Source organism: Brachybacterium sp. sponge (assembly GCF_001613775.1).
In the GTDB taxonomy this organism is placed as follows: Bacteria; Actinomycetota; Actinomycetes; order Actinomycetales; family Dermabacteraceae; genus Brachybacterium; species Brachybacterium conglomeratum.
Genome location: NZ_LRMP01000001.1, coordinates 1,585,532 through 1,601,031, shown reverse-complemented (window position 1 = coordinate 1,601,031; position 15,500 = coordinate 1,585,532). Strand labels below are relative to the sequence as shown.

General features: G+C 68.7%; 15 protein-coding genes. 1 reads left to right on the top strand and 14 read right to left on the bottom strand.

Annotation, left to right across the window (positions count from 1 at the left end; translation table 11 throughout):
- Window positions 1-26: 26 nt before the first annotated feature.
- From rpsS to ngcE, 9 genes are all read right to left on the bottom strand, one after another.
- Window positions 27-308, bottom strand: coding sequence for a 30S ribosomal protein S19 (rpsS, locus tag A4A78_RS07000; protein ID WP_010550329.1), 282 nt, complete (start codon window positions 306-308; stop codon window positions 27-29).
- A gap of 15 nt (window positions 309-323) precedes the next feature.
- Window positions 324-1,160 (bottom strand): 50S ribosomal protein L2, encoded by an 837-nt coding sequence (gene rplB / locus A4A78_RS06995; protein ID WP_062947600.1) that lies wholly within the window; start codon window positions 1,158-1,160, stop codon window positions 324-326.
- A 43-nt stretch (window positions 1,161-1,203) separates the two neighbouring features.
- Entirely contained in the window at window positions 1,204-1,506 is a 303-nt protein-coding gene (rplW, locus tag A4A78_RS06990) for a 50S ribosomal protein L23 (RefSeq protein WP_062947599.1), read from the bottom strand.
- On the bottom strand, window positions 1,503-2,450 hold the full coding sequence (gene rplD, locus A4A78_RS06985; RefSeq protein ID WP_062947598.1) for a 50S ribosomal protein L4: 948 nt from the start codon (window positions 2,448-2,450) through the stop codon (window positions 1,503-1,505). The genes rplW and rplD overlap by 4 nt, the downstream gene beginning before the upstream one ends.
- Before the next feature lie 5 nt (window positions 2,451-2,455).
- Window positions 2,456-3,136 (bottom strand): 50S ribosomal protein L3, encoded by a 681-nt coding sequence (gene rplC, locus A4A78_RS06980; protein WP_062948134.1) that lies wholly within the window; start codon window positions 3,134-3,136, stop codon window positions 2,456-2,458.
- Between the two features lie 11 nt (window positions 3,137-3,147).
- On the bottom strand, window positions 3,148-3,456 hold the full coding sequence (gene rpsJ, locus A4A78_RS06975) for a 30S ribosomal protein S10 (protein WP_010550334.1): 309 nt from the start codon (window positions 3,454-3,456) through the stop codon (window positions 3,148-3,150).
- Between the two features lie 527 nt (window positions 3,457-3,983).
- Window positions 3,984-4,898 carry a carbohydrate ABC transporter permease gene (locus A4A78_RS06970; protein WP_156488566.1) on the bottom strand — a complete coding sequence of 305 codons (915 nt, stop codon included), beginning with the start codon at window positions 4,896-4,898 and terminating at the stop codon, window positions 3,984-3,986.
- The gene (locus tag A4A78_RS06965) at window positions 4,895-5,902 is read right to left on the bottom strand and encodes a carbohydrate ABC transporter permease (RefSeq protein ID WP_062947597.1); all 1,008 of its coding nucleotides are present in this window, start codon (window positions 5,900-5,902) and stop codon (window positions 4,895-4,897) included. Before A4A78_RS06965 ends, A4A78_RS06970 begins: the two co-directional genes overlap by 4 nt.
- On the bottom strand, window positions 5,899-7,371 hold the full coding sequence (gene ngcE / locus A4A78_RS06960) for an N-acetylglucosamine/diacetylchitobiose ABC transporter substrate-binding protein (RefSeq protein WP_010550337.1): 1,473 nt from the start codon (window positions 7,369-7,371) through the stop codon (window positions 5,899-5,901). The genes A4A78_RS06965 and ngcE overlap by 4 nt, the downstream gene beginning before the upstream one ends.
- A gap of 292 nt (window positions 7,372-7,663) precedes the next feature.
- Here ngcE and A4A78_RS06955 point away from each other — a divergent pair, with 292 nt between their 5' ends.
- Entirely contained in the window at window positions 7,664-8,695 is a 1,032-nt protein-coding gene (locus A4A78_RS06955; RefSeq protein WP_062947596.1) for a general stress protein, read from the top strand.
- A gap of 438 nt (window positions 8,696-9,133) precedes the next feature.
- Here the strand turns inward: A4A78_RS06955 and tuf are convergent, their stop codons facing one another.
- The 5 genes from tuf to A4A78_RS18295 form a co-directional block, all read right to left on the bottom strand.
- On the bottom strand, window positions 9,134-10,321 hold the full coding sequence (tuf, locus tag A4A78_RS06950; RefSeq protein ID WP_010550339.1) for an elongation factor Tu: 1,188 nt from the start codon (window positions 10,319-10,321) through the stop codon (window positions 9,134-9,136).
- A gap of 124 nt (window positions 10,322-10,445) precedes the next feature.
- Window positions 10,446-12,593 (bottom strand): elongation factor G, encoded by a 2,148-nt coding sequence (fusA, locus tag A4A78_RS06945; protein ID WP_062947595.1) that lies wholly within the window; start codon window positions 12,591-12,593, stop codon window positions 10,446-10,448.
- 91 nt (window positions 12,594-12,684) lie between these two features.
- Window positions 12,685-13,155: a 30S ribosomal protein S7 gene (gene rpsG, locus A4A78_RS06940; protein WP_010550341.1), complete on the bottom strand. Its 471-nt coding sequence runs from the start codon at window positions 13,153-13,155 to the stop codon at window positions 12,685-12,687.
- On the bottom strand, window positions 13,155-13,529 hold the full coding sequence (gene rpsL / locus A4A78_RS06935; protein WP_010550342.1) for a 30S ribosomal protein S12: 375 nt from the start codon (window positions 13,527-13,529) through the stop codon (window positions 13,155-13,157). Before rpsL ends, rpsG begins: the two co-directional genes overlap by 1 nt.
- A 539-nt stretch (window positions 13,530-14,068) precedes the next feature.
- Window positions 14,069-15,340, bottom strand: coding sequence for a resuscitation-promoting factor (locus tag A4A78_RS18295; protein WP_062947594.1), 1,272 nt, complete (start codon window positions 15,338-15,340; stop codon window positions 14,069-14,071).
- Between the last annotated feature and the right edge of the window lie 160 nt (window positions 15,341-15,500).

Below are 15,500 nucleotides of genomic sequence, written 5' to 3'. Positions count from 1 at the left end.
GAAGTGCAGTCGCTGCTGACGTCATGTCAGCGACGACGGCCCTTCTTGTCGTCCTTCTCGTGGCCCTTGAAAGTCCGCGTGGGGGCGAACTCGCCGAGCTTGTGGCCGACCATCGACTCGGTGACGAACACCGAGACGTGCTTGCGACCGTCGTGCACTGCGAAGGTGTGGCCGAGGAAGTCCGGGGTGATCACCGAACGACGCGACCAGGTCTTGATGAGGTTCTTGGTGCCCTTCTCGTTCTGGGCGTCCACCTTCTTCTGAAGGTGGTCGTCCACGAACGGGCCCTTGGAAATACTGCGAGGCATGTGCGGTTCTCCCTATCAGCGCTTCTTGCCGGTCCGACGACGGCGCACGATGAGCTTGTCGCTCTCCTTGCCCGGCTTTCGGGTACGGCCCTCGGGCTGACCCCAGGGCGACACCGGATGACGACCACCCGAGGTGCGGCCCTCGCCACCACCATGGGGGTGATCGACGGGGTTCATGACCACGCCGCGGACGTGGGGGCGCTTGCCCTTCCACCGCATGCGGCCGGCCTTGCCCCAGTTGATGTTGGACTGCTCGGCGTTGCCGACCTCGCCGATGGTGGCGCGGCAGCGGGCGTCGACGTTCCGGATCTCGCCGGAGGGCATACGCAGCTGGGCGTACGGGCCCTCCTTGGCGACGAGCTGCACGGAGGCGCCGGCGGAGCGGGCGATCTTCGCGCCGCCGCCGGGGCGGAGCTCGATCGCGTGCACCACGGTGCCGAGCGGGATGTTCTTGAGCGGCAGGTTGTTGCCGGGCTTGATGTCGGCGCCGACGCCGTTCTCGATCCAGTCGCCCTGACGCAGCTTGGCCGGCGCGAGGATGTAGCGCTTCTCGCCGTCCAGGTAGTGCAGCAGCGCGATGCGCGCGGTGCGGTTGGGGTCGTACTCGATATGAGCGACCTTGGCCTTGACGCCGTCCTTGTCGTGACGACGGAAGTCGATCACGCGGTAGGCCCGCTTGTGGCCGCCGCCCCGGTGACGGGAGGTGATACGACCGTTGCTGTTGCGGCCGCCGGTCTTGGACAGCGGGCGCACCAGGGACTTCTCCGGCGTGGACCGGGTGACCTCGACGAAGTCGGCGCCACTCGAGCCGCGACGACCGGGAGTGGTCGGCTTGCTCTTACGAATTGCCATGTGGGTTTCCCTCAGACTCTCTGCTCCTCGGAGATCGGACGCCTCAGGCGACCGACCCTCCGAAGATGTCGATGGCTCCGTCGGTCAGGGTCACGATGGCGCGCTTGGTGTCCTTGCGCTTGCCCATCCCGAAGCGCGTGCGGCGCGCCTTGCCCTGACGGTTGATCGTGTTCACCGAGGAGACCTTGACGTCGAAGATCCTCTCGACGGCGATCTTGATCTCGGTCTTGTTGGCGTCGGCGGCCACGACGAAGGTGTACTTGCCCTCATCCATCAGCCCGTAGCTCTTCTCGGAGACGACCGGGGACAGCACGACGTCGCGGGGATCCTTGTTCAGCGCGCTCACTTGGCGGCCTCCTCATCGGACGAGGCGGACTCCTTGACCGCGTTCACGAACCCGGCGGCCTTGGCGGCCTCCGGAGTCGCGAACCAGACCTCGGCCTTGGTGCGGCCGTACCACGGGGAGTCCGGGGTGTGGAACTTCATCGAGCCCTGGTTGCCCTTGATCTCGAAGCCCTCGGGGGCGGAGCCGTCGGCCAGCGGGGCCGCGGAGCCCTCGCCGAACGGGGCGTCCTGGGCAACGACAGACGCGGCAGCGGCGGCGGGAGCCGACGAGCCGGCCTTCGCCGCGGCGAAGATCGAGGTGGGCAGGGTCAGGGAGGCCTGAGCCACGAAGTCCTCGAGCGCATCGGCGGTGAAGACCACGTCGTCGGACAGCATGACGTCGTAGGTGTTCACCTGGTCCGCGTACAGGACGTGGGCGGCAGGCAGGTTGCGAGTGCTCAGGGCGCCCAGGTCGTCGTCACGACGCACGACCACCAGCAGGTGGCGACGGTCGGAGACGTGTGACAGGGTGACCTTCGCAGCCTTGGTGGAGGCGGACTCGCCCGCGAGGAGCGAGGACACCACGTGCACGCGGCCGTTGCGGGCCCGGTCCGAGAGGGCACCGCGCAGGGCGGCGGCCTTCATCTTCTTGGGGGTGCGCTGGCTGTAGTCGCGCGGGACCGGCCCGTGGACGGTGCCGCCGCCGGTGAACTGCGGGGCGCGGAGCGAGCCCTGGCGGGCGCGGCCGGTGCCCTTCTGCTTCCAGGGCTTCTTGCCGCCGCCGCGCACCTCGGCGCGGGTCTTGGCCTTGTGGGTGCCCTGTCGGGCCGCCGCCTGCTGGGCGACGACGACCTGGTGGATCAGGGCCACGTTGGTCTGGACGTCGAAGATCGACGCAGGCAGCTCGACGGTGCCGGACTTCTTGCCGGCCGGGTCGAGCACGTCGACGGTCAGATTCGCTGCCATCGGGCTCAGGCCTCCTTCGCGGGAGTCTTGACAGCCGAGCGGACCAGCACGAGGCCGCCCTTGGGGCCGGGGACGGCACCCTTGACGAGCACGAGGCCCTTCTCGACGTCGACCGCGTGAACGGTCAGGTTCTGGACACTGGTGCGGTCGCCGCCCATGCGGCCAGCCATGCGCTGGCCCTTGAACACGCGACCGGGGGTGGAGGCGCCACCGATGGAGCCGGGCTTGCGGTGGTTGCGGTGCTGGCCGTGCGTGGCGCTGACGCCCGCGAAGCCGTGACGCTTCATGACACCCGCGGTGCCCTTGCCCTTGGAGGTGCCCACGACGTCGACCTTCTGGCCCGCGGCGAAGATCGACGCGTCGATCTCCTGACCGAGGGAGTAGTCGGCGGCGTCGGAGGTGCGCAGCTCGACGAGGTGGCGGCGCGGGGTCACGCCGGCCTTCTCGAAGTGGCCCTTGAGCGGCTTCGACACCTTGCGGGGGTCGATCTGCCCGAAGGCGATCTGGACCGCGTCGTAGCCGTCGGTCTCGACGGAGCGGACCTGGGTGACGACGTTCGCGCCGGTCTGCACGACGGTCACGGGCACGAGCTTGCCGTTCTCGTCCCAGACCTGGGTCATGCCGAGCTTGGTGCCGAGCACGCCCGCGACGGGGGTGGCCTTCTGGCCGGTCAGTTCGTTGCTCATCTCCACCACCCTCAGAGCTTGATCTCGATGTTGACGTCCGCCGGCAGGTCGAGGCGCATGAGCGAGTCCACGGCCTTGGGCGTGGGGTCGACGATGTCGATCAGTCGCTTGTGCGTGCGCATCTCGAAGTGCTCACGGGAGTCCTTGTACTTGTGGGGCGACCGGATCACGACGAACACGTTCTTCTCGGTCGGCAGCGGCACCGGGCCCACCACAGTCGCGCCCGCGGAGGTCACCGTGTCGACGATCTTGCGCGCCGAGCTGTCGATCACCTCGTGGTCGTACGACTTGAGCCGGATGCGGATCTTCTGTCCCGCCATGGCGTCCTGTCTCTCTTCTTCGTCTGGCATGGATGCGGCCTCTCCCCGGTACCCGAGGACGGGCGTGTCGGCCTGTACGGGACGTAAAAGCCCAGCACAGGACTGCCGAGGATCGGCTGCTTCTGCGTCGGATCCCTACCTCTGATGCGCACTCCGCACGATGGTGCGGTTCGCATCCTCGGGACGGACCTCATCCGGTGATCATTCGCCGAGGTGGACCTCGGAGAACGGAACCGGGCATGTCGGCCCGCGCAGACAACTCGAACAGTCTGCCAGACGGGCGCACGGGCCCACAAGGGAGAGTGTCGTGCACCCCGTCACAACGAGGCGCCGGCGGCGGTGCCCGGCGTCGCCGGCTGTGCCCGTGCCTGCGGCTGCGGCTGCGGCTGCGGGGATCGTGCTCCGGCCACGATGCCGGTCCCGGCGCGACGGAGGGCCGGGACCACCGTACGGCATCCGCGCCGCCGGAGTCCCGGCCCTCCACTCCTTGTCGCACCCCGGCGCTGCGGGCCGGGGCGTGCGAGGTCCTACTTGTTCGTGCTGGGGCCGAGCCCGCCCTGGAGCTGGCGCTGGAAGATCACGTAGACGATCAGCACCGGCAGGATCGTGATCGTCACCGAGGCGAACATCGCGCCCCAGTCCGATTCGTAGCCCTGCTGCGCCTGGAGGCTCTTCAGCCCCTGGGCGAGGACGTACTTGTCCTCGTCGGTGTTCAGCACCACCGGCAGGAGGTACTGGTTCCACAGGCCCAGGAAGTTGAAGATCGTGACGCTCATCAGGCCGGGGGTGGCCAGCGGCACCATGATCTGGAAGAAGGTGCGGAACTCCCCGGCGCCGTCGATCGCGGCGGCCTCGGCGATCTCCTCCGGCAGCTGCCGGAAGAAGGCGTAGAGGAAGAACACCGTGAACGGCAGCGCGAAGCCGACGTAGGCGAGGATCAGCCCGATGTAGGTGCCGCGCAAGCCCATGTTCATCAGCACGAAGAACAGCGGGACGACGGCGAGGAAGATCGGGAACGTCAGTCCCGCGATCATCCCGTAGTAGATGATCCGACGACCCGGGAACTCGAAGCGCGCCAGGACGTATGCGCACATCGCGCCCAGCAGCATCACCAGGAACAGCGCACCGCCGACGACGATCAGCGTGTTCAGGAAGTAGCGGCCGATCCCGGCCTCGGTCCAGGCGGTGATGAAGTTGTCGAGGTTCCACTCACTCGGCATCGAGAACGGCGAGGTGAGGATCTCCCGGGACGTCTTGAACGAGCTGTAGACGGTCCACAGCAGCGGCAGCACCACCGCGAGGGTCCACAGGATCAGGACGATGTGGGCGGCGCCGGCGAAGGCGCGGTCGCCGCGGCTGCGGCGGGGCCGACGAGGCTCGATCCGGCGCGTGCCGCTCTCCCCTGCGGAGGCGGCGGCGTCGAGGGGCGGGGCCTGGGTCATGCGTCCTCCTTCGACCGGCTGCCGAACAGCACGATGACGGCCATCAGCATCGTCACCAGCGCCAGCACCACGCCCATCGCCGAGGCGAGGCCGAACTGCGAGCGCGCGAAGGCGGTCTCGTAGAGATAGCGGGAGACCACCTCGGTGCTGCGGGCGGTGCCTCCCGACGGGGTCATCACCGAGACGTAGACGAACATGTCCAGCGCCATGATCCCCATGTAGACCACCGCCGTGGAGACGTTCTCCCGGATCTGCGGGAGCACGACCTGCGCGGCGAGCCTGACCCGGCCGCAGCCGTCGAGCCGGGCGGCCTCGATGATCTCCGAGGGGATCGCCTTGATCGCGGCGACGAACAGGACCATGTAGAAGCCGACGAGCGACCACACCACGGCCAGGATGATCGCGCCGAGGGCGTAGCGGGGATCGCCGAGCCAGGCGGTGCCGACCAGCCGGACGTCCGCGCCGAGGGCGTTCAGCAACCTCAGCGGGAGGTTCAGCAGGCCGTTGAGCAGGCCGCCGTTCGGGGAGTAGATGAAGGCGAAGAGGATGCCGATGACGACGGCCGGCAGTACGTAGGGGAAGAAGCTCACCACGCGGTAGATGTTCGAGCCGCGGATGCCGTGGATCTCGCCCTTGGTGTCCCCGCCGATCGTGACCATGACGGCCAGGACGAAGGCGAGGGTGATGGTCACCGTGGGCAGGATGATCATCAGCAGCAGGTTGTTGCGCAGCGCCTTGAGGTAGACCGGGTCGGTGAAGATCCGGACGTAGTTGTCCAGGCCGATGAAGTCGGCGTTCCCGCTGACCCCCTTCCAGTCGGTGAGGGAGTAGTAGAACGCCTGCAGGAAGGGCGAGACGACGAAGACGATGTAGACCAGCAGCGGGAGGCCGAGGAAGACGGCGAAGAACAGCAGGCGCGACGGCGCGGGGCGCCGGCCGCGCCGCACGCGGGGTGCGTGCGGCGCGTCCGACGGCCCGGCGAGGGTCGTGGTCGGGAGGCTCATCCCTCGACGTCGAACTTCTCGATGCTGTCGTCCTCCCGCACGCGGTCGAGGACGGCCTGGGAGCGCTCGCGCACCTCGTCGGCCTTGATCCCGCCGCTGAGGAACTCGTTCCAGATCGGCTTGAAGTCCGGCCCGAGGCCGTACCAGTCCGTGAAGTTCCAGGTGAAGACGTTCTCGCCCGCGGCCTGGATCATCTCGTTCGCGGAGGCCAGCGCCGTGGAGCCGAAGGCGTCCTCGGGCACGGAGTCCTTCACGATCGTGGTGGAGGAGGTGACCTTCGCGAAGTTCTGCGCCTGCTCCTTGGAGAGCATCACGCGCAGGAACTCGAGGCCGCCGGCGCCGTTCTTCGCCTGGGCCGGGACCTGGAAGGGCTCGCCCGCGGTGCCGTGGATCGCCTCGGCCGGCATCGCGCCGTCCGTGCTCAGCAGCGGCTCGGGGCAGCCGGTCATCGCGAAGTCGTCGGGGGTGACGCCCTTCTGCTCGTTCTCGATCCACGAGCCGGAGGGGTACATGACGGCCTTCCCGGTGACCCACTGCGCCTGGGCCTCGGTGTGCTTGATGCCGGCGCCGCCCGGCAGGAAGAAGTCCGCCGCGACCGCCTCGCCGATGGCGTCGATCGCCTGCACCACGGCGTCCTGCTCGTACGCTCCCGCATCGAGGGAGTCGAGCGCCGTGGCGACCTCCTTGCCGCCCTGCTTCACCGCCATCGCGATCGCCATGGTGTGGTAGTAGTCCGCGGCGTTCTGACCGCCGAAGGCGAAGAGCGAGAGCCCCTCCCCCGCGGCGTTCTCGCCGATGGTCATGACGTCGTCCCAGGTGACCGGGGCGCTCCAGCCCTTCTCCTCGAACTGCTTGGCGGAGTACCACAGCGCGAACACCGTGTACACGTAGTTCAGGGAGTAGAGCTTGCCGGAGTAGGTGCCGGGCTCGAGGGCGCCGGGCAGGAGGGACTCCTCGATCGTGCCGCCGTCGATGGACGGCGCCTTGATGAGCTCGTCGAGCGTGGCGAGCTGCCCCTCGGAGATGAGGGCCGCGGAGTTCATCGCCTGCGCGCCGGAGTTGTCGAAGACGTCCGGCGGCTCGCCCGCGACGAAGCGGGGCTGCAGCTCGGGCTGGATGTCGACGGTCGAGCTGACGTTGACCTCGATGCCGTCGTGCAGCTCGGACATCGCCTTGCCCGCGTCGATCGCGTACTGGTCGCCGTAGCCGCCGTTGAAGATGACGACCTCGACGGGCTGGGACGGGTCGACGCCGAAGGGGTTCTCGTCGCTGACCTCGCCGCCGCCCTCGGCGACGCCGCCGCCGTCGGAGCCGCCGTCCTCGTCGCCGCCGCCGCCACCGGTCGCGCAGGCCGCGAGGGCCCCGGCGCCGACGCCCGCACCGGCCAGCGCGAGGAAGCGCCGGCGGGATGCCGCGAGACGGTCGAGGGGGGTCAGCGGCAGATTCGTGCTGTCACTGGGAGTGTCCATGGGATCTCTTTCGTCGTTGAAAGGGGCGGGTTCGCCATGCCGAGCGCGCACCCGAGGGTGTCGTGGCCCACATGCTACGCCGCAGTATGTCCAGAACCCGACCGAATCCGTCCCGGGCGCGTCACGTTTTCATATACCCGGTCAGAACCTCCCCGTCGGCGCGCGGCGGCGTCCGGTGCGAGGGGGCGGGGAGCGCCGGTCGCCCGACACGGCCACGAGCACCGCGCCGTGTTCAGGGATCGCCCCGGGAGCGCTCAGGCGGATCCGGAACCGGGGGGCTACCGTGACCCCCATGAGTCAGAGTCCCTACGCCCGTCAGAGCCCTTCGGCGTCGTCCCCGCTGACCGCGCGCCTCTACGACCTCGAGTACCCGCGATCCCTCGGCGTGTACAGCACCTACCAGGAGGTGCAGTCGGTGGTCGACACCCTCGCCGACCACGAGTTCCCGGTGCAGTCCACGCTGATCGTCGGCACGGATCTGAAGCTGATGGAGCGAGTCACCGGCCGACGCACCTGGCCGAAGGTGATCGGGCAGGGCATCCTGTCCGGGCTGTGGATGGGCCTCTTCCTGGGGCTGCTGTTCATGCTCATCACGCCCGGCGATCTGATGATCGTCCTGTCGAGCGTGCTGATGGGCATCGTGTTCTTCACCGTGTGGTCCGTCATCGGCTATGCGATGACCGGCGGGAAGCGGGACTTCACCTCGATGACCTCGACGATCCCGATGCAGTACGAGCTGCTGGTCGAGCACAAGCACGCGGACCAGGCACGGCGGATCCTCGCGGAGTCCGGTGCCGGGCCGGCCGTGGCCCCCTCCCCCGCGGCCGCACCGCAGGCGAGCGGACGCTTCGGCAGCCCTGCCCCGACGCAGGGCGGCGGGCAGTACGGCGCTCCCGCGCCCACGGCGGACAGCGGGCAGTACACCGCCCCCTCGCCCACGCAGGGCAGCGGACAGTACGGCTCCCCGGCCGGGCAGAGCGGTCTCGGGTACGGCGCACCCGGCCCGCAGCGGGCCGGGTCCTCTGCGCAGGGTCAGGCCGGGCAGCAGGGTGTCGGCCCGCAGCACGGCGCGGGACAGCAGCAGGGGTTCGGCGCCGCTCCCGCGCCCGGGAGCAGCGCGGACCGGGCCGGTGCACCGTCGCGCCCGCACCGCCCGAGCTTCGGTCAGCCGGCCGGCACCCCGCAGCGCGAGGACGCCCAGGCGGGCGGCGGGCAGGACGGGACGGGAACCGGGGACCACCGGAACCCCGGCACTGCGCAGCAGGACGGCGCTGCGCACCAGGACGGCACTGCGCCGCGGGACGGCACGACGCCGGAGCGCTGAACCTCCCGACGCACCACGCCTCCAGAGCCCCCGGTCGACGATCCGTCGACCGGGGGCTCTGCTGTGCTCCACCGGACCGCGGTCTCCCACATGCCCGTCCCGGTGCGCCGCCGCACGGCGCCCCGTCATCACGGCTCACCACCGCCCGGCCTGGGCCCTCGCCCTGCCTCAAGCCGCCTCGGCCACGGCCCTCGCCCTGCCGCTGGCCCCCGCTCGCACCGACACCGTCCTCGGCCCACGGCGACCTCCGTCGCTCGTCGACGGAGGGTCGCCCTGGGACGGCGCCGTCGGCCGACCGAGGGGCGACCACGTGGTCGTCCCGCCCCGGCTGCCGTCCGGGGATGCGAGAAGGCCCCGCACCGGCGAACCGGTGCGGGGCCTTCTCTGCGCGGTGCCCCGAAGGGGCGAGCCACGTCGGCGGGGTCTCCCCCGCTCAGATCACTTGTTGATCTTGGTGACGCGGCCGGAGCCCACGGTGCGGCCACCCTCACGGATGGCGAAGCCGAGGCCCTCCTCCATGGCGATGGGCTGGATCAGCTCCACCGACATCTCGGTGTTGTCGCCGGGCATGACCATCTCGGTGCCCTCGGGCAGCGTGATGACGCCGGTGACGTCGGTGGTCCGGAAGTAGAACTGCGGACGGTAGTTCGAGTAGAACGGGTTGTGACGGCCGCCCTCGTCCTTGGACAGGATGTAGACCTGCGCCTCGAACTCGGTGTGCGGGGTGATGGTGCCGGGCTTGGCCACGACCTGGCCGCGCTCGACGTCCTCACGCTTGGTGCCGCGGAGCAGCAGGCCGCAGTTCTCGCCGGCCCATGCCTCGTCCATCTGCTTGTGGAACATCTCGATGCCGGTGACCGTGGTCTTCTGGGGCGCACGGATGCCGAGGATCTCGATCTCGGAGTTGATCGCGAGCTTGCCGCGGTCGACCTTGCCGGTGACGACGGTGCCACGACCCTGGATCGTGAAGACGTCCTCGATCGGCATGAGGAAGGGCTGGTCGAGGTCACGGACCGGGTCCGGGATCTTCTCGTCCACGGCCTCCATGAGGTCCTCGACGGACTTGACCCACTTGGGATCGCCCTCGAGCGCCTTCAGCGCGGAGACCTGGATGACCGGCGCGTCCTCGTCGAAGCCCTGGGAGCCCAGCATCTCGCGGACCTCCATCTCGACGAGCTCGAGGATCTCCTCGTCCTCGACCATGTCGGACTTGTTGAGGGCGGCGAGCAGGTAGGGGACGCCGACCTGCTTCGCGAGCAGCACGTGCTCACGGGTCTGGGCCATGGGGCCGTCGGTGGCGGCGACCACGAGGATGGCGCCGTCCATCTGCGCCGCACCGGTGATCATGTTCTTCACGTAGTCGGCGTGGCCGGGCGCGTCGACGTGCGCGTAGTGGCGCTTGTCGGTCTCGTACTCGATGTGCGAGACGTTGATCGTGATGCCGCGCTGCTTCTCCTCGGGCGCGTTGTCGATCGTGTCGAAGTCACGCTTCTCGTTGACCTCGGGGAACTTGTCGTACAGAACCTTCGAGATCGCGGCGCTCAGCGTGGTCTTGCCGTGGTCGACGTGACCGATGGTGCCGATGTTGACGTGCGGCTTGGTCCGCTCGAACTTGGCCTTGGCCATTGTGGTGTCCTCCTAGGACTTTCTCGTGGTACTTCTGGATCGGGATCGGAGCCCCTCCCCGAGAGGAGGGAGTCCGAGGGAAGCGGGGGAACAGGAGAAGGAGCCTACCTGCTCCCCCGGCCTCTCACTCGCCCCGGGTCTTCGCGACGATCTCGTCCGCGATGCTGGACGGGACCTCCGCGTAGCTGTGGAACTGCATCGTGTACATCGCACGACCCTGGGTCTTGGACCGCAGGTCACCGACGTAGCCGAACATCTCCGACAGCGGGACGAGAGCACGGACGATCTTGACCCCGCTCGCGTCCTCCATCGACTGCACCTGCCCGCGACGCGAGTTCAGGTCGCCGATGACATCTCCCATGTACTCCTCCGGAGTACGGACCTCGACGTCCATGAGCGGCTCGAGGATGACCGGCTGCGCCTTGCGCAGGGCCTCCTTGGCGGCCATGGAGCCGGCGATCTTGAAGGCCATCTCCGAGGAGTCGACGTCGTGGTACGCGCCGTCGATCAGGGAGGCCTTCACGTTCACGACCGGGTAGCCGGCGAGGATGCCCGACTGCAGGGCGTCCTGGATGCCCGCGTCCACGCTCGGGATGTACTCGCGCGGGATGCGGCCGCCGGTGACCTTGTTCTCGAACTCGTAGAACACGCCGTCCTCGGCATCGGTCAGCGGGCCGAAGGTGATCTGCACCTTCGCGAACTGGCCGGAGCCGCCGGTCTGCTTCTTGTGGGTGAAGTCGTACTTCTCCACGACGCGCTTGATCGTCTCGCGGTAGGCGACCTGCGGCTTGCCGATGTTCGCCTCGACGTTGAACTCGCGGCGCATGCGGTCCACGAGGACGTCGAGGTGCAGCTCGCCCATGCCGCGGATGACCGTCTGGCCGGTCTCCTCGTCGAGCTCCACCTGGAAGGTCGGGTCCTCCTTGGCGAGCTTCTGGATGGCGACGCCGAGCTTCTCCTGGTCGCTCTTGGTCTTCGGCTCGATGGCCACCGAGATCACGGGCTCCGGGAAGCTCATGGACTCCAGCTGGATCGGGTTCGCCGAATCGGTCAGGGTGTCACCGGTGGTGGTGTCCTTCAGGCCGATGAACGCGTAGATGTGGCCGGCGAAGGCCTCGTCCACAGGGTTCTCCTTGTTGGAGTGCATCTGGAAGAGCTTGCCGACGCGCTCCTTCTTGCCGGTGGTGGCGTTGAGGATCTGCTCGCCCTGCTTGACCTGGCCCGAGTAGACGCGGACGTAGGTCAGCGACCCGAAGAACGGGTGCGCGGCGACCTTGAACGCGAGGCCGGAGAAGGGCGCGTCCCAGTCCGCGGCGCGGGTCAGCTCGACCGACTCGTCGCCCGGCTTGTGGCCGACCATGTCGGGCACGTCGAGCGGCGAGGGCAGGTAGTCGATGACGCCGTTGAGCATGGGCTGGACGCCCTTGTTCTTGAAGGCGGTGCCGCAGAAGACGGGGTAGGCCTCGGAGTTGACGGTCAGGTGGCGGATGCCGGCCTTGAGCTCGTCGACGCTGAGGTCGCCCTCCTCGAGGTACTTGTCCATGAGCTCCTCGGAGCTCTCGGCGACGTCCTCGACGAGCTTGCTGCGGTATTCCTCGACCGTCTCCCGGAGGTCCTCCGGGATCGGGATCTCGCGCTGCCACTGGCCGAGCGAGGGATCACCCTTCTTCGAGTTGATCGCGGCCATGTCCTCCTCGAGCGTCTCGGGCCAGTCGTAGGCCTTCATCTCGACGAGGTCGACCACACCGGTGAAGTCGTTCTCCGCACCGATCGGGACCTGCATGACCAGCGGCTTCGCACCGAGGCGCTCGATGATCGTCTTCACGGTGAAGAAGAAGTCGGCACCCAGCTTGTCCATCTTGTTGACGAAGCAGATGCGCGGGACGTCGTACTTGTCGGCCTGGCGCCAGACGGTCTCCGACTGGGGCTCCACGCCCTCCTTGCCGTCGAACACCGCGACGGCGCCGTCGAGCACGCGGAGCGAGCGCTCCACCTCGACGGTGAAGTCGACGTGCCCGGGGGTGTCGATGATGTTGATCTGGTTGTCGTGCCAGTAGCAGGTCGTCGCGGCCGACGTGATCGTGATGCCGCGCTCCTTCTCCTGCTCCATCCAGTCCATCGTGCCGGCGCCGTCGTGGGTCTCGCCCATCTTGTAGTTCACGCCGGTGTAGAAGAGGATGCGCTCGGTCGTGGTGGTCTTGCCGGCATCGATGTGAGCCATGATGCCGATGTTGCGGACCTTGTTCAGGTCGCTGAGCACTTCGAGTGCCACGGGCTTGTGCCTTTCTGGAGAACGGGTGCTGCAGGAGCCGCCGGACGGCGATCGGTGGGGCCCACCCGCGAGGGTGGACCCCACCGTGCTCTCACCAGCGGTAGTGAGCGAAGGCGCGGTTCGACTCGGCCATCTTGTGAGTGTCCTCGCGGCGCTTCACAGCGGCACCGAGGCCGTTGGAGGCGTCGAGGATCTCGTTCATCAGACGCTCGGTCATGGTGTTCTCGCGGCGGGCGCGGGAGTAGCTGACCAGCCAGCGCAGCGCGAGCGTGGTCGAGCGACCGGGCTTGACCTCGATCGGGACCTGGTAGGTCGCACCGCCGACGCGGCGGGAGCGGACCTCGAGCGACGGACGGATGTTGTCCAGCGCCTTCTTCAGGGTCACGACCGGGTCCTGGCCGTTCTTCTCACGGGCGCCCTCGAGCGCACCGTAGACGATCCCCTCGGCGACGGTCTTCTTCCCGTCCAGGAGGATCTTGTTGATGAGCTGGGTGACGATCGGCGAGCCGTAGACCGGGTCGACGACGAGCTGGCGCTTGGGAGCGGGGCCCTTACGAGGCATTACTTCTTCTCCTTCTTCGCGCCGTAGCGGGAGCGCGCCTGCTGGCGGCCCTTGACGGCCTGGGTGTCCAGGGCGCCTCGCACGATCTTGTAGCGGACACCGGGCAGGTCCTTCACACGGCCGCCGCGGACGAGCACGATCGAGTGCTCCTGCAGGTTGTGACCCTCACCGGGGATGTAGGCGGTGACCTCGAGGCCGGTCGACAGCTTCACACGCGCGATCTTGCGCAGCGCGGAGTTCGGCTTCTTGGGGGTCTGGGTGTAGACGCGCGTGCAGACACCGCGGCGCTGGGGCGAACCCTTGAGCGCGGGCGTCTTCGAGGCGGACGACCGGGCGTCCCGCCCCTTGCGCACCAACTGCTGAATAGTGGGCACAGCTTCTCTTCCTGTTCGGCCATCGGGACTGTTCGTCCCGCTGGATCGACTTCTTCGACCGTTCGCACGGCCGGCGACCCGATCCGCCGCTCCCTTGGCCCGGGAGCTCGGTTCGACCCGCCCGTCAGGTGATGGCACCTGCCGGGCGTCCTGGAGGACCGTGATCGGTGCCCACGGGCAGCGGCCGGGCCAGGCCGACTTCCCGCTTTCGGGCACGCCGCGAGGATCCGCTCCTCGCGGGGGACGCCTCCCGCCGGCTCCGAGGAGCGGCGATTCTGTCCCGGTCACGACCAGAGGGCACTCCGGACGCGGACTCGATTCTACTGAGGCGCGCACGATGGGGTCAAAGCTTCGGGTCGCATCCGACGCAGATCACATGACGGCATGTGGCCGGGAACTTGCATCGAGGTGAAGGGGCAGGGTACGCGCGGAACGCGACGAGCGCGCCGCAGATGCGGCGCGCTCGTGGCGTAAGAGGGGTCTCGATCAGCTGCGCTCTCGCGCTGATCTCCTACCGCTCGTTCCTCGCAGTACGTCGATCAGCGGATGCCGAGCTTCGAGGTGCATGCGGGCCAGGCGCCCCAGCCCTGGCCGGCCTGGACCTTCTTGGCGATGTCGATCTGCTGCTCGCGGGTGGCCTGGTGGGCGACCGGGGCGTACTTGCCGCCGCCGAAGGCGAGCCAGGTCGACTTGGTGAACTGCAGGCCGCCGGAGAAGCCGTTGCCGGTGTTGATCGACCAGTTGCCGCCGGACTCGCACTGGGCGAGGCGGTCCCACACGCCGCCCGACGCGGCGGCGGGGGCGGAGGCGCCGGTGTTGCCGGACTCCGAGGACTTCTCCTCGGTGGACTCGGTGGACTCGCGCTCGGAGCTGCGGTTCGACTTGGTGTCGGACTCGCGCTTCTCGGTCTTCGGAGCCTCCTGGGCGGCGGGAGCGGCCTGCTCCTCCTCGACCTCGGCCTCGGGCTCGGGCTCGGGGGCGGGCTTGGTGCCCTTGGCGACGACCTCGGTGACGGGCTCGGAGACGACCTTCTCCGAGACGAGCTCGGACTCGGTGACCTCGCCGTCCACGACGGTGTCGGTGTAGACCTTCTCGGTCGAGCCGGCCTTGCCCTCGGTGGTGGTCTTGGTGGTGCCCTCGGCGAGCGAGTCGTCCTCGACGGTCTTCGTCTCGAAGGGGATCTCCTCGGTCTCCTTGCGCTCCTTCTCGCGGACGCGGTGGACCTCGTGGGTCGCGCCGTCCTCGAGGACGGTGTCGAGCGGGACGTCGGAGGTGTCGGTGTCCTCGACATCGCCGAGGACCTTCTTCATCGCCTCGCCCACGGTGAGGGCGGTGACCTCGAAGGTGTCCTGGCCGTACTGGCCGACGAAGGTGACGGTCTTGCGGGTGACCACGGAGACCTCGCCGTCGGCGTCCTCGAGGGACGTCTCGGGGGCGGGGCTGATCGCGGCGCCCTCGGCCTTGTACTCGGTCTCCGCGAGCGCGTCGGCGACGGTGTCACCGGTGGTCAGCAGCTCCTGCTCCTCGCCGTCGATGGAGACGGTGACGGGGGTGCGCTGGACGACCTGGATGTCCATGCCGTCGGTGACGAGCTCCTCGAGGCCCGGGGTCACCAGGTCGGTGTCCTTGACCTCGATGCCCTGGGCGGCGAGCAGGTCGCCGACGGTGGGCTGGGAGAAGATGCGGACCGCGGTCTCCTCGCCGTAGGCGGTGATCTGGGCCTCGTTCGACATCGCGAAGGCGGTGCCGCCGCCGCCGACGGCCACCACGCACACGGTCGCCGCGCCGACGATCCACGGAGTCTTCTTCACTGTTCCACCTTTTCCCTGCCGCGTCCGCGGCCTTCACGTGTCGTTCCCTGAGCATCGGATCCCGCCGGGCGGGATCTGCAGCTCCGGCACGCGCACACCCCCGCGGGCGCGGGGAGGTGCTGCAGGAAAGGTCGCGTGGGAACTGCCGGGTGCCACTCTT